Genomic DNA, 22,324 nt, shown 5'->3' on the forward strand with positions numbered 1-22,324 from the left:
ATACTCGTGGCTCCCCTGCCAGGGCGCCGGCCGGATCACCCGGCCGGCGCCTCGACGCGTACCCGAATCGGTGGGCCGCCCGATGAGCAGGCTCGTACGGAGCGGACGTAACAAAGGGCATGCCGACATCTCTGGCCAGCAGGCACGACGAGCGCGTGCCGGTGAACGGCGCGGTGGCACCGCGCGCACTCCTCGGGCGGCTGCGGCGGCACAGACGGGCCGTGTTCGTCGTCGCCGTGGCCCTGTTGCTGCTCCAGATGGCCGTCGCCATGGTCAGTACGGCCGTCGAGCAGACCCCGACGATCGACGAGCCCGTGTACGTGGGCACCGCGACGGTCTACGTCCAACGGCACGACCTGCGGTACAACCCCGAGCATCCGCCACTGGGCAAGCTGATCATCGGAACGGGTCTGCTGTTCGCGCACCCGCACCTCGACCCCGCGTTCAAGGGTGACCAGACCGAGCTCGGGCGGCATGTGCTGTACGAGTCCGGCAACGATCCCTGGCGGGTGATGCTGTGGGCGCGGTTGCCGGTGATCGTCCTGACGCTGCTGTTCGGTCTGGTCGTCCTCGCGTTCGCCCGTGAACTCGCGGGCAGGAGAGGCGCGTTGGTGGCCCTCGCCCTCTACGCCTTCTCGCCCGACGTGATCGCGCACGGCTCGCTGGCCACGCTCGACGTTCCGGCGTCGGGTTTCCTGCTGACCTCGGTGTGGCTGGTGTGGCGGGCCAGGCGACGGCCGTTCCTGTACCTGCCGCTCTCGGCCGTGGCGCTCGGCGCGACGGTGGCGACCAAGATGAGCATGCTGCCGGCCGTTCCGCTGGTGCTGCTCCTCGCGGTCGTGTCCGTGTGGCACGCGGGCACCACCGGCCGCGGCACGGCACCGGTCGGCGGCCCACGGGCGAAGGCCCGGCTGCTCGGACGCGCCGCCGCGGCCGCCGCCGGGATGGCCGTGGTGGCCGTCGCCGTGGTGTGGGTGACGTATCTGGCCGTCGATCCCCGGCTGCGCTGGACGGCGCCCGCGGATCTCCCGGCCGTGCACGGACTGCGCGCGCTGCTCGTCGACCACCTGCCCGTGCCGCGACCGTACCGGGACGGTATGCGGGTCCAGTTCGGCTTCGAGAGCGCGACCTGGCAGGGCTTCCTCTTCGGCCGGCTCTACCGGGGTTCCCTCTGGTACTACCTGCCGGCGGCGCTGCTGGTGAAGACGCCGCTCGGTATGACGGCGCTCTGGACGGCCGGTTCGCTCACCCTCCTGGCCGTACGCAGGCTGCGCCCCGCGGCCCCGTACCTCCTGGTCCCCCCGGCACTGCTGCTGGCCTCGGCGATGACCGGCTCCCGCGATCTCGGTGTGCGCTACGCCCTGTTCATGCCGGTGTTCCTCGCGGTCGCGGCGGGCTGCGCCGTGGTCCCGCGCGGGCCGGGACGGGCGGGGGCCGAGCAGCGGTCCTGGCCGGGGTGGGCAGGCGCACTGCGGAGGCGCCGGCCGGGACCGGCCGGAACCGGACAACGACCCTGGCCGGGACGGGCGGGGATGGTGACGGCGGCGCTGGTCCTGTTCGTCGGCGTCAGTTCGCTGCTGACGTACCCGTACTACCTGCCGTACTCGAACGAGGCGTTCGGCGGCCCGGGGAAGACCTATCTGCGCCTGCACGACTCGAACGTCGACTGGGGCCAGGACCTCGGCCGCCTCGCCGACCGGCTGAAGGGGCACTACCCCCACGAGAAGGTGTGGCTCGTCTACAAGGGCGCCGGGGTGCCGTCCGCCTACGGCATCGACGCGACCGACCCCCGTACGGTGCCCGCGGCCCGGGTGCACGGACTGCTCGTCGTCTCCGACACCGCGATCGACAAGGCCGATGCCCGCCTGAAGGTGCTGCTGGCCCCGAGCGGACGGGTCGAGGAGATCGGCCACTCGATCACCGTGTTCCGGAGGCCGTGACCCGCCGCCGTTCGCGGGCGGCAGGCCGGCGACCAGCGCGCCGCCTCCGCGGGACGCTCGACGGCCGTCGAGCCTGCCTACGCCCGCTCCAGGACGTAGGCGCTGCGGGAGTCGGGGTCGCCGAAGAAGAAGTACAACAGCAACCGCTTCTTGTCGTTCCGCCGCAACTCGAAGGTCCAGGTATAGGTCTCGGGTGCCGGCTCGGGCCCGGCCGACGCGCCGAGGCTCTCATCGGGACCGGGGGTGCGCGTGGCCGATGCCGTACGTGAGGTGAGCGTCAGCCGGACATGCTGACCGTCGTTCCACCCGCTGCGCTCGTCCGTCAGCTCCCACACCCCCGTCCCCGACACCCGCCACCTGTCGTCGAAGTCGAACTCCTGCCCGTCCAGGAGGCGGATGACGGCAGTTCCGTCAGCACGGAGGGTGACTTCCGTGCTGTCGACGCAGCGCCACGAATCCACGATCTCCGCCCGCTTCGCGTCATGCACCGCGGGCACGTCGTCGTACATGTGCGGATTGCATCCCACCAGGACGAACAGGCCGGCCACGAGGACCGCGACGCGCCGTACCACCGGGCCAAGCGGGTCGGTCCTCACCATCCGGTCCTCCGAGGCGGCGCCACAAACGACTGCGGTTCGACCGGGGTGTCGATCACGCGCCCGCCATCCTGCCAGCGTAATTGAACATGTTCAACTCCTTCTCCGGGCCGCGCACTTCACCAGTCCTCCGCAGCCCGTGCGCAGCGCGGAGCGCCGCGAACCGAGCGGGCCGCAGGGCCCTGAGCACCAACCCGCTGACCAGCGCTTATGATCTCGGGCATGCGTCATGCCCTGCCCCGCCTCGCCTGCGTTCTGCCGCTGCTCGGAGTGCTCGCGAGCTGCGGGACCCCCCAGACAACACAGACAACACAGACAACACAGCCCGTCCCGAATCGTCCGACGGCGAGCACCGACCCTTCGGCGGGGCAGCATCGCACCGAGTACGCGGCCATGCGCACGGAACTGCTCCAGGCGGTGGCGGAGGCGAAAGTGCCCGGTTCCATGGCAGGTCAGGGAATGGAGAATGCGACCGGCAACCTCTGCATGATCTCTCTCGACGACTTCGTGCCGACGAAGAGCGCTCCCCGTTCCCGTGAGAACGTGACCACGGCTTTGCGGGCGCGTGGCTGGAAGCAGGTCCAGGCAGGGGGCACCGACGAAAGCCGGCTCACCCGTGGCACCTGGGCGGTCTTCGTCACCCGCACCGGCGGACCGGGTCTCGTCATCGAGGGCGAGCCCATGCACGAACTTCGGATCACCGCCGACTGCGAGGGAAACGCCTGACGGGGCGGCCCGGTGAAAGCATCGGTTTCCGTCGGCCACGGCTCGGAACCGGTTCGGAACCGGAGCGGGCCCGGAGCGGGCTCACGCCCCGGGCACCAGCAGGTCCAGCACTCGTTCCCAGGGGAAATCCCCTTGCCCGCCGCCCTGTTGGCCGTCGCCGGCGTACGGGTCGCCGAAGCGGACACCCATTCCGCGCAGTCGCTCGACGCTGGCCCGGTAGGCGGGGTGTGACGCCAACGCCTCGTTCACGCAGGGCAGTACGGCGATCGGGACGCCGAGTCCGTAGGCCTCGCACAGGGTTCCGAGGGCGAGGGTGTCGGAAATGCCGGCCGCCCACTTGTTGACGGTGTTGAAGGTGGCCGGGGCGAGGGCCACCGCGTCCGGGGCGGGGAAGGGGCGCGGGTCGCCCGGGGCCCGCCAGGCGGAACGGATCGGACGGCCGGTCCGTTCCTCGACGGCCGCCGCGTCGATGAAGCCGAGGCCCTGGGGCGTGGCGATGACACCGACCTCCCAGCCCCGCTCCCGCGCCGCGGTGATCAACGTACCGACGCCCTCGGCGACGCCCGCCGCGCAGACGACCACGTAGAGGAAGGGTTTCTCGCTGGGTTCGCTCACGTTCGCACCCTAGTGAAGATCCCGGCCTGCCGGTGGAGAGGGAGCGTCGCGGGGACTTCCCCCGCCGGGGAGGCGCCTTCCGCTCCGCCGGGGCACGTCGTCGACGCAGACCTCGGCCCAGGACACCCTTCCGGAAGCCTTCCGAAAACCGGTTGCGCGGCGGCGTCCGGCGGCCCGAACATCTGCCCATGTCCACGAACGAAGCCTTCCTGCCGCCGACCTCCGCCACCGTCCGTCCGGTGCGGGTCCAGCAGCAGCCCGGCCGACCGCGGAGGCCCGAGCTTCCCCGGTCGTGACCGCCGCTCTCGTCGCGGGGCTTCTCGCGGGCTACGGCATCGCCATGCCCGTCGGAGCGGTCGCGACCTACCTCGTCTCCCTCACCGCTCGTACGTCCCTGCGGATCGGCGCCTCGGCCGCGCTGGGCGTCGCGACGGCCGACGGGCTCTACGCCCTCGTCGCCGCGCTCGGGGGTACGGCGCTCGCCGCCGGACTCCAGCCGGTGATGCTCCCGCTCGGCCGGGCCTCCGCGCTGGTGCTCGCCGCGCTGGCGGTCCACGGCGCGATCGGCGCGGTCCGCCGCTACCGCGAGCGCCGGCTCGCCGAGCGGACCGGGCAGGACCCCCCGCACCCCGTCCGCGCCTACCTGTCCCTGCTGGGGATCACCCTGCTGAACCCCACCACGGTCGTCTACTTCGCCGCGCTGGTGCTCGCCAACCGCACGGCCGAGGCGGTGAGTCCGCTGGAGCAGGGGGTGTTCGTACTCGCCGCGTTCGCCGCGTCCGCGAGCTGGCAGCTCCTGATCGCCGGGGGCGGCGCCCTGCTCGGCCGGACGCTGACGGGCCACCGGGGACGGCTGGTGACGGGGCTCGCGTCGAGCTGCGTGATCATGCTGCTGGCCGTGCGTGTACTGGTGGCCCCGTCATGAGGGCCCGGGCCCCGGCCGGTGTGCGGCCCGGCCGGTGTGCCCCCGGTACACCCCACCGGGGGATCGGCCCGGCACGGGGAGCGACGCGGGCCGCAGTACGGAAGATTCGCGTCCACGCTGGTGTTGAATCGTGCCGAGACACGACCAGTCCGACGCGACGATGGGACGGAAGTCATGCCACTTGAGGGCGAGTACGAGCCCAGCCCCACGCAGTGGGTCCGGGACCAGGTGGAGTTGTACGAGAGTTCCGGTGGGACCAAGGGAACGACCCTGATGGACACCGGCCTGCCCGTCATCATCCTCACGACACGCGGTGCCAGGAGCGGCAAGATCCGCAAGACCCCGCTGATGCGCGTCGAGCACGATGGACGGTACGCCGTGGTCGCCTCGCTCGGCGGTGCTCCCAAGCACCCGGTCTGGTACCACAACGTCGTATCCGACCCCCGCGTCGAGCTCCAGGACGGACCCGAGCGCAAGGAGTTCACGGCCCGGGAGATCACCGGCGAGGAGAAGGACCGTTGGTGGGAGCGCGCGATCGCCGCGTATCCCCCGTACGCCGACTACCAGAAGAAGACCGACCGGGTGATCCCCGTCTTCGTGCTGGAGCCGGCCGCCTGACTCCGGCACACCGCCGGGACCACGTAGGGGCCGGCTGACGCACCGGCCGGCACACCGCGGGACCCCTCGACGGGCCACCCGGATTTTCCGGCGTGCCGGTGCGCATGAACCGAAGGACGTCGGGCACCCGAACATCAGGCCCCGCCGCGCTCCCCCGTCGCGGCGGGGCTTCTCCTCGTGGCGGGGTCGCGTGCGGAGGCGGGGGCTCCCGTCGGCACGTCTCGCGTCGGGACCCCCTCGCTCGTCCCGCCCTCGCCGCGGCGCGCGGCCGCTCGCGCCGCTCCGGCGTCGGTCACGTCGAGGAAGATCTGGTCGGCCTCGGGGAAGGTGTGGGCGACCGAGCGCTTGATACGGACGGCGACCTCCTCGACCTCCTCGCTGTCGAGCCCGGGGACCAGGTCGATCCTGGCGGCCACCAGGGTCGAGTCGAGGCCGAGCTCCATGGTCAGCAGCGCCTCGACGCTGTCGATCTCGGGCTGTGCCTTCAGCAGTTCACGGATCCGGCCGCTCTGCTCCTCGTCGACCGCCCGTCCGATGAGCTGCTCGCGGGCGTCGCTGCCGAGCCAGAAGGCGATGCACACGAGCAGCAGTCCGATGGCGAAGGAGGCGCAGGCCTCCCACACGACCTGGCCCGTGATCATGTGGAGCACCATGCCGACGATCGCGAGGCTCACCCCCAGTACCGCGGTGCCGTCCTCGGCGACGACCGTCCGCAGGGCCGGGTCGCGCATGCCGTCGCCGCCCTTGCCGCGGATCTGGAAGAGGGCGCGCAGAAGCGAGGCGCCTTCCGCGAGCAGGGCCACGACGAGCACCGCGATCCCGGTCATATAACCGCCGAAGGACTCCTCGGCGCCGTTGCGGAGCGCCTCGAAGCCCTGGAAGAAGGAGAAGCAGCCGCCCATGACGAAGATGCCGACGGCCGCGAGCAGTGACCAGAAGAACCGCTCCTTGCCGTAACCGAACGGATGCTTCCGGTCGGCGGGCCGCCTGCTGCGGCGCAGCGCCGCCAGCAGGAACACCTCGTTCAGGCTGTCCGCCACGGAGTGCGCGGCCTCCGAGAGGAGCGCGGGCGATCCCGAGACCAGGCCGCCCACCGCCTTGGCCACGGCGATCACCAGGTTGGCGCCCAGCGCCACGATGACGGTGATCCTGGTCCTGCCGTCCGAACCGTCCTCCTTCCGCCGCTGCCGTGTCGCCGGGGCGCGATCCGCCCCCTCCGCCGGTTCCGTCGTCTCTTCACCACTCACACCGGCCGGTTTCCCCCGGGGCTCCACCTCACACGGGGACGGCGGGGACAATCGGACCGAGGGGTACGAGGCGGCGCATAGGGCACTCGCACCCGGTGGGAGTAGGTCCGCGCAGGTCGGCGGGCCTCGGAAACGGAGAAGGAGTCCCGGTGTCCAAGAAGCCCAAGAAGCTCAAACTGCCCCTGGCGTACAAGCCGATCGGATTCGTCCTGAGCTGGGCCGGAGGCGCTGTCGCCGGACTCGCCTTCCAGAAGACCTGGATGGCGATACGCCATGAGGAGGACGCTCCCGACGCCCTGGACAGGGACCGCAGCTGGGGCGAGGTCCTGCTCGCCGCCGCCCTCCAGGGCGCGATCTTCGCCGTCGTCCGCAGCGCGGTGGACCGCTCGGGCGCCAAGGCCATCGAACGGTCCACGGGCGTCTGGCCCTCCCCCACCAAGTCCGGCCGCGACTGAACGGCACGCACGGGGCACGAGCGTCCGGCGATCTCAGTCGGTCACCAGCCACGCGCCGTCGCGCATGAGGTCGCGGCCGGAGAGTTCGTCGGCCTCGCGCCAGGCCTGCACACGCACCGGGGTGACGCTGAAGTACTGATAGTGGGTGCTGAGTCCGCGCGGGTCGAAACCGGTGCGGGCCGCGAACGTGTCGCCGGTCCCCTCCGGCAGCTCGCCGGCCTCCAGTGTCCGGACGGTGCCTTCGATCATCACCACGTCACGTGTCGGCCCGAGGCCGAGCCGTACCGTACCGGTCGCGCGCAGGTTGCGGCCCGTGGGACTGGCGGCGGGGGTGGCCAGCAGGACGGTCGTCCCGTCCAAGAGGTAGGACAGCGGTACCAGATACGGCGCTCCCCCGGCGCTGTCGGCGGTGGACACCCAGACGTCGACGTCGGTCTCCAGCCGGTCGAGCGTGTCCTGCTTGCGTTGCTTGCGGGTGCGGGTGGGCGGGCGGGTTCATCTGCGGACGGCCTCCTGGTCGACGGCGTACGGGCGGCGCACCCGCCCGGGGCGGGCAGGTCGCTCCGCACGGATGACGGTGGAGCGGGCCTCAGTGTGACGGGCCGGGTCCGTTCGGCGCGGGTCCTGCGGCGGACCCTCCCGCGGTGATCTCCGCGAGCCGGGCCGCGGCGGCGCCGAGCAGCAGGTCGAGCGCCGTCGGATAGGCGCTGCGCCGCATGTCGTGCACGAGATGGCGGGCCGTCGCCGCGATGTTCGGGTGGCTGTCGGCGGGCAGCCGGGCGTACGTCGCCCGCCACACGGCGGCCTCGGCCTCGCGGGTGGCCGGGGGAAGGGCGAGGCTCGCGGCGTCCAGGGCCGCGAACGCGAGGGCCTGGTCGACGAAGGCGTGGTAGATCCGTACGGCCTCGGGGTCGGGGAATCCGGCGCCGCGGAGCACCCCGAGGATCGTCTCCACCGCCTGGATCTCGTGGGCGCGGCCGGTCACCCGGTAGGAGCTGAGCACGGCGGCCTGCGGATGGGCGAGGGACCCGGCGTGCACCCGCAGGCCGAGTTCCCTGAGGTCGGCCCGCCACTCCCCCGTGGGGTGCCAGACGCGCAGGGTGCGGCCGATGAGCTCGTCGGCGATGGCGAGCAGCAGGTCGTCGGTGTCGCGGAAGTACCGGTACAGGGCGCTGGGGTCGGCGCCGAGGGCGAGGCCGAGGCGGCGGACGGTGAGCGCGTCGGCGCCGTGCTCCTTGAGCAGCCGCAGGGCGGTTTCGACGATCAGTTCCTCGGAGAGGACGACGCCGGTCTTGGTGGGGCGTCTGCGCCGCCGGGCGGCGGGCGGGACGACGCGGTCGTTCGTGGACGTCATGGGTCTCCCTCCGGTGCGGGCACCTTATGACAACACCGTTGACCTGTTAAGGCCCCGGGCAGTTTCATTTCCGGTCATCGGGCCGGAATCAGGCCCCGGGTGCGATCGGAGCAGGCCATGACGCAGAAGCCGTACGGTGTGGATCCCCCGTCCTTGCGCAAGACCCTCGGCCTGCTGGACGGTGTCGCCATCGCCGCCTCCAGCACGGCGGCGACCACCAGCATCGGGATCGGCCTCGGAGTGACGGCGGGGGTGGTCGGGCTGCATCTGCCCGCGATCATGCTGCTGGCCTTCGTGCCGATCCTCGGGATCGCGGGTGCCTTCTCCCGGCTGAACCGGGTCGAGCCGAACGCGGGCAACGGCTACGTGTGGGTGGGCCGTTCGCTCAGTCCCTGGCTGGGTTTCCTGGTCGGCTGGGTGAGCATCGTGGCCACGGTGGCGTTCCTCGCGTACACCACGGCGGTGACCGGTTCGGCGATGATCCAGCTCGCCGGCCAGGCGGGCCTGCACACGGTGGCGGGGCTGACGCTCGATCCGGGCTCGACCGCCCAGACCACGGCCGTGGGCGTCGTCGTCCTCGTCGCCGTCACGTTCACCGCGGTGACCGGTGTCAGAACCGCGGCGCGGCTCCAGACCGGGCTGCTGGTCTTCGAGTACGTCGTCCTGCTGGCCTTTTGCGGGTACGGCATCGTGAGCGGTCCGCACCCCTTCAGCCTGAGCTGGTTCGACCCGTTCCAGATCCCGTCGGCGACGGCGCTGGCGCAGGGCCTGCTGCTGTCGGTGTTCTGTTACTGGGGCTTCGAGGCGGCGTTCACCGTGAACGAGGAGGTGCGCGATCCGCGCGACGCCTCGCGGGCCGGGACCATCACGCTGGTGACGATGCTGGGGCTGTTCCTGCTCGGTTCGGTGGCCTTCCAGCGGGTGCTGTCCGAGGACGAACTGGCCGGGCACGGCGCCGAGGGACTGGCCTTCCTCGGGAACCGGCTCGCCGACCAGCCGCTGGCCGCGCTGCCCCTGGTGGCGCTGATGTTCTCCGCGGTCGCCTCGCTGCAGGCCGGGGTGATCCCGACGGCGCGCGGGATGTTCGCGATGAGCCGGGACCGTACGCTCGGACCCGTGTGGTCCAGGGTCAGTGCCCGGTACGGGACTCCGGCGACCGGCACGCTGCTCATCGGCGCGATGGCCGTGGCGGTGGCGACGCTCTCGCTGGTGATTCCCCGCCTCGCCGACATGATCATGGCGACGGTCAACGCCGTAGGGATCGTCGTGGCGCTGTCGTACGCGCTCATCGCCCTCGCGGCGGCCGCCCGGTTCCGCGGGCTGCTGCGCGAGAACCTGTGGGACGGGATACGCGCGGTCGTCCTGCCCGCCCTGAGCGCCGTGGCGCTGCTCTGCCTCGGCGGCTATCTCGCCTGGTCCTTCTACGACTCGGCCGATCATTTCGAGGTCAGCGCGGACAACGGCTGGTTCCTGCTGCTCACCCCGACCCTGATGATCGTCTCGGGCTTCGTGGTCGGGGCGTGGGCCAAGTGGGGCCGCAAGTCCGCGTACTTCACCACCGGACGGGGAACCGACGCCGACGCGCCGCAGCTCCTGGCCACCCCCAACTGACCTTCCGGCGACCCGAAAAGGGAAACGGAACAAGGAAACGGAATCATGCACGCTGACCTTCTCTTCACCGGCGGCCCGGTGTTCACCCCCGAGGGCCGCACCGCGACCGCGGTGGCCGTCACCGGCGAGCGGATCACCGCCGTCGGGAACGCCGAGGTCCATGATCTGGCGGGACCGGGCACCGAGGTCGTCGACCTGGCCGGGCGGCTGCTGCTGCCCGGGTTCCAGGACGCGCACGTCCACCCGGTCCCGGCGGGCCTGGAACTCGCCCAGTGCGATCTCACCGGCGCGAAGACGGCCGAGGACACCGTCGCCGCCGTCCGCGCGTACGCGGACGCGCACCCCGAACGGGAGTGGATCACGGGCGGCGGCTGGTCCATGGAGGCCTTCGCGGGCGGTACGCCCACCAAGGAGCTCCTGGACGCGGTCGTACCCGACCGGCCGGTGTATCTGCCGAACCGGGACCATCACGGCGCCTGGGTCAACAGCCGCGCCCTCGAACTCGCCGGCGTCACCCGGGACACGCCCGACCCCGCCGACGGACGCTTCGAGCGGGACGCCTCGGGTGAGCCCACCGGCATGCTTCAGGAAGGGGCCATGCAGTCGGTCGGCCGGCTGACTCCTCCGGCCACGTCGGCGGACCGGCTCGCCGCGCTGCTGCACGCCCAGCGCCGTCTGCACTCCCTGGGCATCACCGCCTGGCAGGACGCGATCGTCGGCACCTTCCTCGGCATGGAGGATCCGTCGGAGGCGTACATGGCGGCGGCCCGTGACGGTTCGCTGACCGCGCGGGTGGTCGGTGCCCTGTGGTGGGACCGGGAGCGCGGCGCCGAGCAGATCCCCGAACTCGTGGAGCGCCGGGCCGCGTTGCGGCACGGCAGGTTCCGGGCCGGCAGCGTCAAACTGATGCTGGACGGGGTCGCCGAGAACGGCACCGCCGCGCTGCTCGACCCCTACCTCGACAAGTGCGGCTGCGCCACGGCGAACCGGGGCAAGAGCTTCATCGACCCGGACCGTCTGCCCGCGTACGTCGCCGAGTTGGACGCGCTCGGGTTCCAGTGCCACTTCCACGCGCTCGGCGACGGCGCCGTACGCCATGCCCTGGACGCCGTGGAGGCGGCGCGCAGGGCGAACGGGCCGAGCGACACCCGTCCGCACCTGGCGCACCTCCAGGTCGTGCACCCCGACGACGTTCCGCGCTTCGCCGCGCTCGGCGCCACCGCGAACATCCAGCCGTTGTGGGCCGCCCACGAACCGCAGATGGACGAGCTGACGATCCCCTTCCTGGGGCCCGAACGGGCCTCCTGGCAGTACCCGTTCGGGTCGCTGCTGCGCTCCGGCGCTCGGCTGGCGGCGGGCAGCGACTGGCCGGTCAGCAGCCCCGACCCGCTCCAGGGCATCCATGTCGCGGTCAACCGGGTGAGCCCGGACGAGCCGGGTCCGGTGTTCCTGCCGGCCGAACGCATCGATCTGACCGCCGCGTTGACGGCGTACACCGCGGGAACGGCGTACGTGAACCACCTCGACGACACCGGGAGCGTACGGGCGGGTGCCCTCGCGGATCTCGTCGTCCTGGACCGCGACCCGTTCGCGGGACCGCCGGAAGCGCTCAAGGAGACCGGAGTCGCGCTCACCTACGTCGGAGGGAAGCGCGTGTACACCGCGCCGGACGCCTGAGCCGCACTGCCTTCCGGCTTCGCTGAGCCGCACGGCCCTTCCGGCTTCTCTGCCGCCGCCGTCACTTCTTGGACAGTCGTCCAGCTATAGTGGACACCTGTCCAAGAAGTGACGAGACGGATCGGAGTCCGCCCGCGATGGAAACGGCCGCGAGCGTGCTGGTGGGCCTGGTGGCCGCGCTGCACGCGTACATCCTGGTGCTGGAGATGTTCCTGTGGGAGAAGAAGCCGGGGCGGGGGCTCCACGGCTTCGACGCGCCGATGGCACGGGCGACCGCGCCGCTCGCCGCGAACCAGGGCCTGTACAACGGATTCCTGGCCGCGGGTCTGGTGTGGGGGCTGATCGCGGCGGACCCGACCGGGCATGACGCGCAGGTCTTCTTCCTGTGCTGTGTCGTGGTCGCGGGTGTGTACGGATCGGTCACCGCGAACCGCCGCATCCTCTTCGCCCAGGCGCTGCCGGGGGCGCTCGCCCTGGCCGCCGTCCTGCTCGCCGGATGACGCCCGACGACCCGCGCGCCGCCCGGACCCGCGCGAAGCTGCGGCAGGCGCTGCTGGAGGAGTGCGCCGAACACCCGCTGGAGGAGACCGGTGTCGCCGCGCTGGTGCGGCGGGCCGGGGTCGGCCGGGCGACCTTCTATGTGCACTACGCCGATCTGGAGGCCCTGGCGGTCGACGCGTGCGCCGATGTCGTACGGGAGGCCGTGGAGGCGCTGCACGCCTGGCGCGGCCGGCCCGACCCGGTGTCCGCGCCCCCCGCGCTGCGGGCCTTCTTCACCGGACTCGCCCCGCACGCCGGTCTCTACTGCGCGCTGCTGAGTCCGGGCGGCGGCGGCCCGCTGGGCCTCGTGCTCCACCGCGACCTGCGGGCCCGCAGCCTGGCCGAGCGCACCCTCGCCGGCGCGCCGGACGCCCCCCTCGTCGCCTCCGCGGTGGCCGCCACCTTCGCGGGCGTCCTCGGGGACTGGCTGCACGGCCTGCTGGAGGGCACCCCGGACAGCGTCGCGGACGAGGTCTGGCAGCTCCTGGTCGCCCTGCACACGAGCAGGTGACGCGCCGGGCCGGGCGGCGGACCGCCCGGCAGCTCACCGGCAGCCGAAGCGCGAGGTCGTCGCCGGCCACGCCTCCACCCCGTGCGAGGTCCTGACGTACGCCGTGGACCGGTCCGGCGTCAGCCAGAGCCTCCGGTCGCCGTAGCGGTAGCCGGTGTCACGCGCGTCGGCGGGCATGCGGACGTCCGGGTCGTAGGCGGCGGTGAGGGCCTCGGGCGGGAGGACCCCGCGCGGATCGCGCGCGTACTGACGGCCGTACCGGCCCAGGTCGAGGAAGTGCGCGCTCTGCCAGTCGCAGTGCTCGGCACCGGCCGTGCTGGACACCTTGGTGGTCGGCACGCGGTGGCCGTCCCGGTCCGTCCAGATCTCGTACCCGTGCGCCTTCGTCCAGCTCGCGGGGAACTCGGAAGGGTCGCAGGACGCGCTGGTCTCCGGGCCCCAACCCGGGCGCCGCGGCTGGTCCTTGGCGACGACGACGGCGACCTTGGTGCGGCCCGCGACGTCGTACGAGAACAGGACGCGATCCCCTTCGGTACGCTCCACCCGGTAGCCCCGATCGGGCAGTTCGGGCTGGTAGATGTCGAAGTACGCCTCCAGCCCCTCCTCGGGGGTCGAACCGCCGTCGCCCTTGCTCCACGCGTCACCCGCGTCGCCCGCCCGGATCGCGCCCTCGCACTCCAGCGCCCGGCCCGCCGCGCCCGAACTCTCCTGCGCATCCCCGTCGTCCTCCACCGTGTACGGCAGGTCCAGCGGCCCGGTGTACGGGGTGGCGGGGACCCTGCCGGTCACCACCAGCGTGTCGTGCCCGTCCCCGCCGCACCCCGCCGCCGCGAGCCCCACCAGCACCACCGCGGCCACGATCCCGCTGCGCGTCCTCACCACTGTTCCTCCACCCGTCGTCGGTGCTCCTACGACGCACGGGTGCGGACGTTCGTTCGCCGGCCGGCGCGGGTGATCGCCCGGGGGACGGCGCATGGCCTCACGCGGACGGTCCCGCGGGGGTCAGCGCGCGGTCTGGAAGGTCCGGCGGTAGGTCTGGGGCGAGACGCCGATCGTCGCCTGGAGGTGCTGGCGCAGCGAGGCGCCCGTCGCGAAGCCGACCTCGCCCGCGATCCGGTCCACCGGCAGATCGCTGGCCTCCAGCAGATGGCGGGCCCGGGAGAGGCGCTGCTGGATGAGCCAGCGGCCGGGGCTGAGACCCACCTCGTCGTTGAAGCGGCGGGCGAAGGTGCGCAGGCTCATTCCGGCGTGGGCGGCGAGATCGGTCAGGGTCAGCGGGTCGCCGAGGCGCGCGAGTGCCCAGTCGCGGGTGGCGGCGGTGCTCGCCGTCGAGGGTTCCGGGACGGGCTGTTCGATGAACTGGGCCTGGCCGCCCTCGCGCAGCGGCGGGACCACACAGCGCCGGGCCACCCTGTTGGCCAGTTCGCTGCCGTGGTCGCGGCGGACGATGTGCAGGCAGATGTCGATGCCGGACGCCGCTCCGGCCGAGGTGAGGATGTCGCCGTCGTCCACGAAGAGGACGTCCGGGTCCAGGTCGACCCGCGGGAACAGGCGCCGGAACTCGTCGGCCACATGCCAGTGCGTGGTCGCCGGACGCCCGTCCAGCAGACCGGCGGCGGCCAGCACGAACGCGCCCGTGCAGATGGAGACGATGCGCGTGCCCGGACGGATGCACGCGAGGGCGGCGGCGACCTCGTCGGAACGGCCGACGGGGAGGGCGGCCGGGGTGACGGCGGCGATCACCACCGTGTCCGCCGTCCGCAGGACCTCGGGACCGTGCTCGACGGTGATGGAGAAGTCGGCGTCGGTACGGACCGGACCTCCGTCGACGGTGCAGGTCACCACCTCGTAGCGGCCGTCCGCCGCGCCGAGGATACGGCTGGGCATCCCCAGCTCGAAGGGATAGACCCCGTCGAGCGCCAGGACCACGACGCGCTCCACGCGCCGCCCCGGCTCCCCTCGTTCCCGGCACCACGCCCGGTCCGCTTGTTCCGCTTGCTCCGTCTTCCGCATGGCACGATCTTATCGAAGGTTGGCAATCATGCCATTTTCTGTCGCGGCGTCCCCGGGCAGGCTGGTTCACCATGAGCACTGTGAACACCATGCGAGCCATCAGCCAGACCGTCCTCGGCGGTCCCGAAGTTCTTGAGGAAGTGACCCTGGAGCGGCCCTCGCCGCGACCGAACGAGATCCTGGTCCGGGTACGGGCCGCGGGCGTCAACCCGACCGACTGGAAGCACCGCGAGAACGGCGGGTTCCTCGGCGAGCCGCCCTTCGTCCTCGGCTGGGACGTCTCCGGCGTGGTCGAGGCGACCGGGATCGGCGTCGCCCTCTTCCAGCCCGGGGACGAGGTCTTCGGCATGCTGCCCTACCCCTTCGGCCACGGCTCGCACGCCGAGTACGTGACCGGCCCGGCCCGCGCCTTCACCCGCAAGCCGTCGGTGATCGACCACACGCAGGCCGCGGCCCTCCCGCTGGTCTCCCTGACCGCCTGGCAGGCACTGACCGAGCGGGCCGGCGTGCGGCCGGGCCAGCGGGTGCTGATCCACGCGGCGGCCGGAGGGGTCGGCCATGTGGCCGTCCAGATCGCGAAGTCCCTCGGCGCGTACGTGATCGGCACCGCGAGCGCGGGCAAGCACGACTTCCTGCGGTCCATCGGCGTGGACGAGTCGGTCGACTACACCAGCGTCGACTTCTCCGAGGCCGTGCGCGACGTCGATGTCGTCCTGGACACCATCGGCGGCGACACGGGACTGCGCTCGCTGCGTGTCCTGCGCCCCGGAGGCGTGGTCGTCTCCATCCTGCCGGTCGGCTCCGACGCGTTCTACGAGGAGGCCGAGCGGCTCGGGGTCCGGGCGGTGCGGATGCTCGTCGACGCCGACCAGACGGGCATGAGGGCGGTCGCGGATCTCGTGGAGAAGGGCGCGCTGCGCGCCACCGTCGCCGAGACCTTCCCGCTCGCCGACGCCGCCAAGGCACACGCCCTGGGCGACACGGGCCGGACCACGGGGAAGCTGGTCCTGGTGGTCGACTGACGGCCGCGCGACCGGGTGGGCGGGACAGCGGTGGCCGGGCGCAGCGGTCAACTCGCCGCGCACAGCGAAGACATATGTCAATCGAACATGCTGGAATTCACCTCAACGAGGGTAACTTGCAGAGCAGGAAACGGTTTTACATCGAACCGGCGCCCTGGTCGTGTCCAGTGATCGCTTGACGAGTCGTCGCCCCCGGCCTCCGGTGAGCCCGCTCTCGAGCCATCGGGAGCAGGCCCACAGCCGGCTGGAGGTGATGTCCGCGTGGCGAGCGACTTCGCACCGTGCACCAGTCATCTGCGGATCCACCATGCCCACGGTCATGTGGTGCTGGAACTGCACGGGGAGATCGACCTGCTCGCCTCGACGGAGATCACCCCCCTCCTGGACGCGGCAACCTCGGACCCCGCACCGCAGGTCGTGATCGACCTGCGGTGCGTCGAGTTCTTCGACTGCTCGGGGCTGCGGCTGCTGTACCGCGCCAGACGCCGCGTCCTCGACCGGGGCGGCCGGCTGCACCTGGTCTGCGCCCATCCGCTGACGCTCCGCATGTTCCGGCTGACGGGGCTCTCGAAGATCCTGCCGCCCGCGGCCTCGCTGGAGGAGGCACTGAACCGGCCGGAGGCCGTATCGGACCTGTCCTGAGGGCCCGGCGGACCGGTCAGCAGCTCAGCAGCGGGGAGTGCTCCAGGTGGTGATCCACACGTCGCTGACACGATCGCGCGTGGTCCACGGACCGGCCGGGACTTTCGGCCGGGACCCAGGAGCGGTCTGCGAGGATGGCTCCATGGACGTGCGGAGCAGGAACCACGTATGGGTGACCGGCCGGACGGGCGGCCCCGTCGTGGTCCTCGCGCACGGGTTCGGGTGCGACCAGAACATGTGGCGACTGGTGGTACCGCTGCTGGAGCGCGATTTCACGGTGGTGCTTTTCGACCACGTGGGGGCAGGACGCTCCGACCTGGCATCATGGAACGAGCGGCGCTACTCCACGATCCACGGCTATGCCGAGGACGTACTGGAGATCTGTCACGAGCTCGCGCTGGGTCCCGTGACGTTCGTCGGACACTCGGTGAGCGCCATGATGGGTGTCGTGGCCTCCGCGCGGGAGCCCGATGCGTTCAGCGGTCTGCTGCTTCTCGCCCCCTCTCCCAGCTTCATCGACGACCCGGCAACCGGCTATCGCGGCGGGTTCAGCGCCGAAGACATAGAGGAGCTTCTGGAGTCGCTGGACGCGAACTATCTGGGCTGGTCGCGTGCCATGGCCCCGGTGATCACGGGCAATCCCGAGCGTCCGGAACTGGGTGAGGAGCTGGCCAACAGCTTCTGCCGCACCGATCCGGACATCGCCCGGGTCTTCGCCCGGGTCACGTTCTTGTCCGACCACCGCGATTCCCTTGCCCATGTGCGGGTTCCGACCCTCGTGGCGCAGTGCTCCAAGGACGCGCTCGCCCCTCCGGAGGTGGGGGCGTTCGTGCAGGCACGGATTCCCGGCAGCAGGCTGATCACGCTGAACGCCACCGGGCACTGTCCGCAGCTCGCCGCCCCGGAGGAGACAGCTGCCGCGATCTCCGCCTTCGCCGGAGCCGACCGCTGATGCGCAGAACCGACCACGGCGGGAGGAGCGAGGGTCCTGCCCCGGACGCTCGGCCCGGTGCCGACCAGGCCACGTTCTCCGCGTTACTGGAGGACAGCGCGGAGGATTTGTACGAGCACGCACCGTGCGGGTACCTGTCCACGACCCTCGACGGCCGCATCGCGAAAATCAACCAGACTCTGCTGAACTGGCTCGGATACGAAAACAGCGACCTGGTGGGCCGGAAGGACTTCGCCGATCTGCTCACCGTCGGAGGCCGGCTCTACCACGAAACCCATTTCGGCCCACTGCTGCGTATGCAGGGCGAGATCAGCGGCATCGCCCTGGAACTCAAAACCGCCGGGGGCGGCCGGCTCCCGGTTCTGGTGACCTCTGTCATCCGCAGCGGCAGTGACGGACAGCCGCTGCTGATCCGCACGACAGTCTTCGACGCCCGGGACCGGCGCACGTACGAGTCCGAACTCTTGCGCGCCCGTCAGGAATCGGACCGGGAACGTGAACGCCTGAAGCGACTGAACGCCACCCTGCAGAAGACGCTGCTGCCTCCCACCCTGGTGGACGTGCCCGGACTGGACGTCGCCGCGTACTACCATGTCGCCTCCGCCGACGAGGTGGGCGGCGACTTCTACGACTTGTTCCCCCTGGACTCCGGCACCTGGGGATTCTTCCTGGGCGACGTCTGCGGCAAGGGCGCGGCCGCCGCGGCCGTCACCTCTCTGGCGCGCTACACACTGCGGGCGGCCGCCGTGTACGACCCGGATCCCGCGGCGGTGCTCGCCAATCTCAATACTGTCTTGAATCACGAGTACAACGGCGACGACCCACGCTTTTGCACCGTCATCTTCGGCCTGCTCACCCCGGACGGGGACGAGGGCGGCTTCCAGGTCACCCTGGCCAGCGGCGGCCACCCGCCGGCCCTGCTGATGCGCTCCGACGGCCACGCCTACTGTCTGCCGACCCCCGGCGGCCAACTCGTCGGCGTCCTGCCCGACGCCCACATCGCCACCACCTCCATCCGCCTCGACCCCGGCGACACGCTGTTCCTGTACACCGACGGTCTCACCGAAGCCCACTCCGCCGGCGCCGCCGACGGCCGCTACGGCGACGAAGCGCTGCTGGAGTTCGCCCAGGAGCTGGCACCCACCACCGCCCGCGACGCCGTGGCCGCGATCCGGGACCTGCTCGACACCTTCGGCACCGGCGTGGACGACGACACCGCGGTCCTGGCCTTCAACGTGCCCCGGCACAGCGGTGAAGCGCAGACGTGACCCACGAACCGGGCGTCCGCACCCGCACCACACCGGCGGGCCCGGTGGCCGGAGCCGGCCGGCGCCCTGGACCGCCGCAGCGCACCTGACACCGCAGACCGCTCCCTGGCTTCGTCCTGAATGAACGCGGTGCGGCGCCCGAACAGCGAAGAAGGTGCGTGAGAACAACATCTTCCGCGCCACCCGGGGTACATGTCGTGACAATAGGGAACGAAGGTGAATAGACATGGATTCGTCCGGCAAGGACTCGGGACCGCCGAGCACCCACCCCATAGCCACCGCTGTCCCTTTGAACGGAGGCAACTCCTGCATCGCCGCAGCGCGCCATCGCGCGGCGGACTTCCTCACCCATGCCCAGGCAGATCAGAACGTCGTCGTCTCCGCCCGTGTGATGGACCTGACCCAGCTGGTGGTCAGCGAGCTGGTCACCAATGCCCGTAAATACGCGCCAGGCCCCATCCTCATGGAATTGCGCATCGAGGAGACCACGGTTGAGGTGACCGTGCGCGACTGCGGCCGCGCCCAGCCGATCGTCTTCGACGTCGATCCCCTCCGGATCGGTCAGCACGGCCTGGAGATCGTCAGAGCCGTCACCCGGAAGTTCCAGGTCCAGGCAGAACCGTCCGGCAAACGCGTCACGGCGCACATCGCCCTGGGAGACGACTCAGAACCTGGGCCAGGATGAGCCTGGGCCCCAAGGCATTCGGGCTGGTGCCGGAAAAGACCGAGCACGCCTCCGCCACCGGTCGGATCAACCGCGTCAACTCCTGGGCAGAAGGGTCCCGAGCGGGCCGAGGTCGAGATTGAGATCCTCCGGGCGCACTCCGTGCTGCTCGCAGAGTTCCGTCATCCGCTGGTCGAGGAGCATGAGCGTGGTCCCGATCTCATCGACCTGCTCGTCACTGAGGTCACCCTGCTCGACACGGCGGATCGCCTGGCGCTCCATCAACTGTCTGAGGAGCTCGACCACGGTGAGTACCAGGGCGACCAGGTCGCGCCCCATCCGGTCGGAGTCCAGGTCGAGCCGGGAGCCGCTCACAGGGGGCCGCCGTCCGCCCAGGGAGCCGGGACACGCTCGTTGACGGACGACAGCAGGGCATGGAGGGACAGCCGCACCAGGGGGACGTCGGCGATGGCGATGACCAGATCCCCGCTGATCACCACGCCGGTCGCCAGGACGCGGTCCAGCAGATCCACGAGCGGAACACCGATAGGGCCGCTCAGGGGCCCGGGGGCGTCCCAGGGCACCACGTCGTGCGTCACGGTCTACACCTCGCCGACAAAGGAATAGGGCACCCATGGCCCGGACAGCTCGATTTCCGCCCCGGTGCGTTCCCGCAGCGTCTGTGTCAGCAGGGCCAGTTCGCCGGCGCGGTGTTCGGCCACCAGGTAGGTCGCGTTGAGGACCTGGACCCGGCGTTCCCCGGCGGGCTGGACGTGCGGTCGCAACGTGCGGGAGGCGGTGGCGAGGCCCCGGACTTCGGTGTCCACCTCTTCTGCGGTCCTCAGTGCCTCGTCCTGGATCCGCTCGCGGCGCTCCTGTGCGCCTCGTTTTCGATTCAGGTAGGCGAGGCCGGCCCCAGGCTCCGGGCGTGACCGCTCGGTCGGCGTCACGCGCCGGGGCGCCGTCTGCACCGTGTCGTCTCGCGGGCAGGGCGGCGCGTAGACCTTCACACCCCATTCGGCATGGCGTGCGATGCGCTTGAGCGCGGCATCGAACCGATCCGCCTCTTTGGCGAGTGCCTCTCGCGCCCTGTCCTCACCGTGGTACAGGGTGGCCATCGGCAGGGGGACCGTCGGGCAGCAGGCCGCGACGGCGGCGACGACGTCGTGGTGGGCGCGTGCGTACCGTTCCAGTTCCCGCTGGTCGGACAGGCGCGCCTGCCAGACTTCGTCCGTGAAGTCGCTTGCCCGGACGGACTGGACGATGGCCGTCAGTGCCCCCAGAGGCAGTGAACTCACGGGCGCCTCGTCGGTGACACCCGGCAGCCCGACCACGACCGAGGGGTCCGGTTTCCGGCAGACAGCGAACACGTAGATGGTGTCGCCCGAAAGCTCGGGCCCGCGCTCCGTCATGTGCCTCGGTTCTCCTTGTTCCTCGCCGACTCGGGACGTTGCCGTGGGCCTTCTCTCGGGCTATTTCTCCGCGCCCTCGGATTCGAGCGACTTCTCCGGCGTCTTGGATTCGAGTACTTCCAGCCGTTCGCGCAATTCACGGTTCTCGTCCCGCAAGGCGTCGCGTGAAGCTCGCGAACTGAGCGCGGGATCGTTTTCCCACCAGTCGATGCCCGCCTTTTTCGCGGTGTCCACGGACGCCACGAACAAGCGGAGCCGAATGGTGAGCAGTTCGATGTCGAGAAGATCGATCTTGATGTCCCCGGCGATCACGATGCCCTTGTCCAGAACGCGTTCGAGGATGTCGGCCAGGTTGGTGGTCTGAGGGCCGGAGACGGGGTACGAGCCCTGCCGGACGTCGACGTCACTCACGGCTTCGCCTCTGTCCTCGCTTCTTCTTGGGAGTCTTCTTCTTGGGAGCTTCTTCCTCTTCCTCTGCTTCCTCTGCCTCGTCTTCGTCTTCGTCTTCCGCGCCCTCCGTTCCCTCCTCGTCCTCGTATGTGTCCTCGGCCTCGTCGTCGGCCCCGTCTTCGTCTTCGTACGCGTCCTCTTCGTCTTCGTCCTCGTACGCGTCCTCCGCCCCCTCTTCTCCCTCGCCGTCGCCTGCGGAGTCGGCGCCTTCCTCGGCACCGTCCTCGGGCTCCTCGCCCTCCCGCTCCTCCTGCTCGGCCTCTTCCTGTTCGACGGCGTCATCGTGGGACACGACGACTTCTCCGTCACGGATTTCGCCGCGCCAGCCTTCGGGTTCCTCGTTGGTGAGGGTCACGTATCGCTGGAAGTTCTTGAAGTCCAGTCGCATGCGGCGCCCTTGCGCCCGCCAGAGGTTGCCCGTCTTCTCGAAGAACCCGGACGGGTAGTACTCCACTACCAGAACGATGCGAGTCAGGGTAGGCGCCAGCTCGTGGAAGCTGACCGCGCCCCGGGTGGTGCCCTTCGCTCCTTCGGAGGTCCACACGATGCGGTCGTCAGGAATCTGTTCCTGGACGGTCGCCTTGAAGCTGCGCGACGAAGGGCCGACTTTGACCTTCCAGTCGCTCCCGCCCTCATCGTCCTTGGAGACGTCGCGAACACCCTTGGCGAAGCTGCTGAATTTGTCGTACTGCGTCCAGTAGTCATAGGTGTCCCGGAGCGGCACTCCGACATCGAGAACCTCGATGATGTTCATGACCTTGCCGCCGCTGGCCTTCCGCTTCCCTTTACCGCCCCCGAAAGCGCTCTTGGCCTTCTCCACGACGTTGTCCTTGACACCCTTGGCCTTCTCCGAAACGAAGGCCTTCAGCGGTGAGTCGCCCTGGAGGATGCGGGACCCGATCGCAGGAAGCGAGCCACTCTCGGCCGAATCACTGAGCTGCCCGGCGACGTCCGTCAGTTTGTCGCCGGCCTTCTCGGCAAGGTTCTCCACCTGCGCGGACACGAACTTGGACAGCTCCTCACGGAGCTTGTCCATGCCCGACGTACCCTCTGCCGACCCGTCCGTTTCCTTCTCGGCCATGGCCG

The 22,324-nt window shown here is 70.9% G+C and carries 26 protein-coding genes; 14 read left to right on the forward strand and 12 right to left on the reverse strand.

Annotation, left to right across the window (positions count from 1 at the left end; translation table 11 throughout):
• The first annotated feature begins 119 nt into the window (after positions 1-119).
• Positions 120-1,940, forward strand: coding sequence for an ArnT family glycosyltransferase (locus OG780_RS05300; protein WP_443062110.1), 1,821 nt, complete (start codon positions 120-122; stop codon positions 1,938-1,940).
• A 77-nt stretch (positions 1,941-2,017) separates the two neighbouring features.
• Here OG780_RS05300 and OG780_RS05305 read toward each other — a convergent pair whose 3' ends face one another.
• Entirely contained in the window at positions 2,018-2,539 is a 522-nt protein-coding gene (locus tag OG780_RS05305; protein WP_328445184.1) for a hypothetical protein, read from the reverse strand.
• Between the two features lie 219 nt (positions 2,540-2,758).
• Between OG780_RS05305 and OG780_RS05310 the strand changes: the two genes are divergently transcribed.
• Positions 2,759-3,262 (forward strand): hypothetical protein, encoded by a 504-nt coding sequence (locus OG780_RS05310; RefSeq protein ID WP_328445186.1) that lies wholly within the window; start codon positions 2,759-2,761, stop codon positions 3,260-3,262.
• Between the two features lie 81 nt (positions 3,263-3,343).
• Here OG780_RS05310 and OG780_RS05315 read toward each other — a convergent pair whose 3' ends face one another.
• Positions 3,344-3,877, reverse strand: coding sequence for a flavoprotein (locus tag OG780_RS05315; RefSeq protein ID WP_328445188.1), 534 nt, complete (start codon positions 3,875-3,877; stop codon positions 3,344-3,346).
• A gap of 292 nt (positions 3,878-4,169) precedes the next feature.
• On the opposite strand from OG780_RS05315, the gene OG780_RS05320 reads away from it, so the two are divergent.
• Both OG780_RS05320 and OG780_RS05325 read left to right on the forward strand, forming a co-directional pair.
• The gene (locus OG780_RS05320; protein WP_328445190.1) at positions 4,170-4,802 is read left to right on the forward strand and encodes a LysE family transporter; all 633 of its coding nucleotides are present in this window, start codon (positions 4,170-4,172) and stop codon (positions 4,800-4,802) included.
• Positions 4,803-4,976: 174 nt separating this feature from the next.
• A complete protein-coding gene (locus OG780_RS05325) occupies positions 4,977-5,420 on the forward strand; it encodes a nitroreductase family deazaflavin-dependent oxidoreductase (protein WP_328445192.1) in 444 nt (147 codons plus the stop codon).
• Between the two features lie 134 nt (positions 5,421-5,554).
• On the opposite strand, the gene OG780_RS05330 is transcribed toward OG780_RS05325, so the two are convergent.
• Positions 5,555-6,667: a cation diffusion facilitator family transporter gene (locus tag OG780_RS05330; protein WP_328445194.1), complete on the reverse strand. Its 1,113-nt coding sequence runs from the start codon at positions 6,665-6,667 to the stop codon at positions 5,555-5,557.
• 149 nt (positions 6,668-6,816) lie between these two features.
• Between OG780_RS05330 and OG780_RS05335 the strand changes: the two genes are divergently transcribed.
• On the forward strand, positions 6,817-7,122 hold the full coding sequence (locus OG780_RS05335; protein ID WP_328445195.1) for a DUF4235 domain-containing protein: 306 nt from the start codon (positions 6,817-6,819) through the stop codon (positions 7,120-7,122).
• Positions 7,123-7,155: 33 nt separating this feature from the next.
• Here OG780_RS05335 and OG780_RS05340 read toward each other — a convergent pair whose 3' ends face one another.
• Positions 7,156-7,563: a pyridoxamine 5'-phosphate oxidase family protein gene (locus tag OG780_RS05340; protein ID WP_328457910.1), complete on the reverse strand. Its 408-nt coding sequence runs from the start codon at positions 7,561-7,563 to the stop codon at positions 7,156-7,158.
• A gap of 148 nt (positions 7,564-7,711) precedes the next feature.
• A complete protein-coding gene (locus OG780_RS05345; RefSeq protein WP_328445197.1) occupies positions 7,712-8,476 on the reverse strand; it encodes a TetR/AcrR family transcriptional regulator in 765 nt (254 codons plus the stop codon).
• Positions 8,477-8,593: 117 nt separating this feature from the next.
• Here OG780_RS05345 and OG780_RS05350 point away from each other — a divergent pair, with 117 nt between their 5' ends.
• The 4 genes from OG780_RS05350 (at position 8,594) to OG780_RS05365 (ending at position 12,815) form a co-directional block, all read left to right on the forward strand.
• Positions 8,594-10,087 (forward strand): APC family permease, encoded by a 1,494-nt coding sequence (locus tag OG780_RS05350; protein WP_328445199.1) that lies wholly within the window; start codon positions 8,594-8,596, stop codon positions 10,085-10,087.
• Between the two features lie 45 nt (positions 10,088-10,132).
• Positions 10,133-11,764: an amidohydrolase gene (locus OG780_RS05355; protein WP_328445201.1), complete on the forward strand. Its 1,632-nt coding sequence runs from the start codon at positions 10,133-10,135 to the stop codon at positions 11,762-11,764.
• Between the two features lie 137 nt (positions 11,765-11,901).
• Complete coding sequence (locus OG780_RS05360) at positions 11,902-12,264, forward strand: DUF1304 domain-containing protein (RefSeq protein ID WP_328445204.1); 363 nt, start codon at positions 11,902-11,904, stop codon at positions 12,262-12,264.
• The gene (locus OG780_RS05365; protein WP_328445206.1) at positions 12,261-12,815 is read left to right on the forward strand and encodes a TetR/AcrR family transcriptional regulator; all 555 of its coding nucleotides are present in this window, start codon (positions 12,261-12,263) and stop codon (positions 12,813-12,815) included. Before OG780_RS05360 ends, OG780_RS05365 begins: the two co-directional genes overlap by 4 nt.
• Before the next feature lie 33 nt (positions 12,816-12,848).
• Here the strand turns inward: OG780_RS05365 and OG780_RS05370 are convergent, their stop codons facing one another.
• Together OG780_RS05370 and OG780_RS05375 are read right to left on the reverse strand one after the other, a co-directional pair.
• Positions 12,849-13,694: a hypothetical protein gene (locus OG780_RS05370; protein WP_328445208.1), complete on the reverse strand. Its 846-nt coding sequence runs from the start codon at positions 13,692-13,694 to the stop codon at positions 12,849-12,851.
• 123 nt (positions 13,695-13,817) lie between these two features.
• On the reverse strand, positions 13,818-14,828 hold the full coding sequence (locus OG780_RS05375) for a GlxA family transcriptional regulator (RefSeq protein WP_328445210.1): 1,011 nt from the start codon (positions 14,826-14,828) through the stop codon (positions 13,818-13,820).
• Between the two features lie 71 nt (positions 14,829-14,899).
• Here OG780_RS05375 and OG780_RS05380 point away from each other — a divergent pair, with 71 nt between their 5' ends.
• From OG780_RS05380 to OG780_RS05400, 5 genes are all read left to right on the forward strand, one after another.
• Positions 14,900-15,850: an NADP-dependent oxidoreductase gene (locus tag OG780_RS05380; protein WP_328445212.1), complete on the forward strand. Its 951-nt coding sequence runs from the start codon at positions 14,900-14,902 to the stop codon at positions 15,848-15,850.
• A gap of 261 nt (positions 15,851-16,111) precedes the next feature.
• Positions 16,112-16,492 carry an anti-sigma factor antagonist gene (locus tag OG780_RS05385; protein WP_328445214.1) on the forward strand — a complete coding sequence of 127 codons (381 nt, stop codon included), beginning with the start codon at positions 16,112-16,114 and terminating at the stop codon, positions 16,490-16,492.
• A gap of 142 nt (positions 16,493-16,634) precedes the next feature.
• Positions 16,635-17,444 carry an alpha/beta fold hydrolase gene (locus OG780_RS05390; RefSeq protein WP_328445216.1) on the forward strand — a complete coding sequence of 270 codons (810 nt, stop codon included), beginning with the start codon at positions 16,635-16,637 and terminating at the stop codon, positions 17,442-17,444.
• Complete coding sequence (locus OG780_RS05395; RefSeq protein ID WP_328445218.1) at positions 17,444-18,712, forward strand: PP2C family protein-serine/threonine phosphatase; 1,269 nt, start codon at positions 17,444-17,446, stop codon at positions 18,710-18,712. Before OG780_RS05390 ends, OG780_RS05395 begins: the two co-directional genes overlap by 1 nt.
• A 226-nt stretch (positions 18,713-18,938) precedes the next feature.
• Positions 18,939-19,397 carry an ATP-binding protein gene (locus OG780_RS05400; protein ID WP_328445220.1) on the forward strand — a complete coding sequence of 153 codons (459 nt, stop codon included), beginning with the start codon at positions 18,939-18,941 and terminating at the stop codon, positions 19,395-19,397.
• 75 nt (positions 19,398-19,472) lie between these two features.
• On the opposite strand, the gene OG780_RS05405 is transcribed toward OG780_RS05400, so the two are convergent.
• From OG780_RS05405 to OG780_RS05425, 5 genes are read right to left on the reverse strand one after another with little or no spacing between them, the layout of a single operon-like run.
• Positions 19,473-19,751 carry a gas vesicle protein K gene (locus OG780_RS05405; RefSeq protein WP_328445222.1) on the reverse strand — a complete coding sequence of 93 codons (279 nt, stop codon included), beginning with the start codon at positions 19,749-19,751 and terminating at the stop codon, positions 19,473-19,475.
• Positions 19,748-19,975, reverse strand: a complete 228-nt coding sequence (locus tag OG780_RS05410; protein ID WP_261707551.1) for a gas vesicle protein — start codon at positions 19,973-19,975, stop codon at positions 19,748-19,750. Before OG780_RS05410 ends, OG780_RS05405 begins: the two co-directional genes overlap by 4 nt.
• Before the next feature lie 3 nt (positions 19,976-19,978).
• The gene (locus tag OG780_RS05415) at positions 19,979-20,788 is read right to left on the reverse strand and encodes a GvpL/GvpF family gas vesicle protein (RefSeq protein WP_328445227.1); all 810 of its coding nucleotides are present in this window, start codon (positions 20,786-20,788) and stop codon (positions 19,979-19,981) included.
• A 60-nt stretch (positions 20,789-20,848) separates the two neighbouring features.
• Positions 20,849-21,199, reverse strand: a complete 351-nt coding sequence (locus tag OG780_RS05420; protein WP_328445229.1) for a gas vesicle protein — start codon at positions 21,197-21,199, stop codon at positions 20,849-20,851.
• On the reverse strand, positions 21,192-22,319 hold the full coding sequence (locus OG780_RS05425; RefSeq protein ID WP_328445231.1) for an SRPBCC family protein: 1,128 nt from the start codon (positions 22,317-22,319) through the stop codon (positions 21,192-21,194). Before OG780_RS05425 ends, OG780_RS05420 begins: the two co-directional genes overlap by 8 nt.
• Positions 22,320-22,324 lie beyond the last annotated feature (5 nt).

It is taken from the genome of Streptomyces sp. NBC_00386 (assembly GCF_036063235.1).
Lineage (GTDB): Bacteria > Actinomycetota > Actinomycetes > Streptomycetales > Streptomycetaceae > Streptomyces.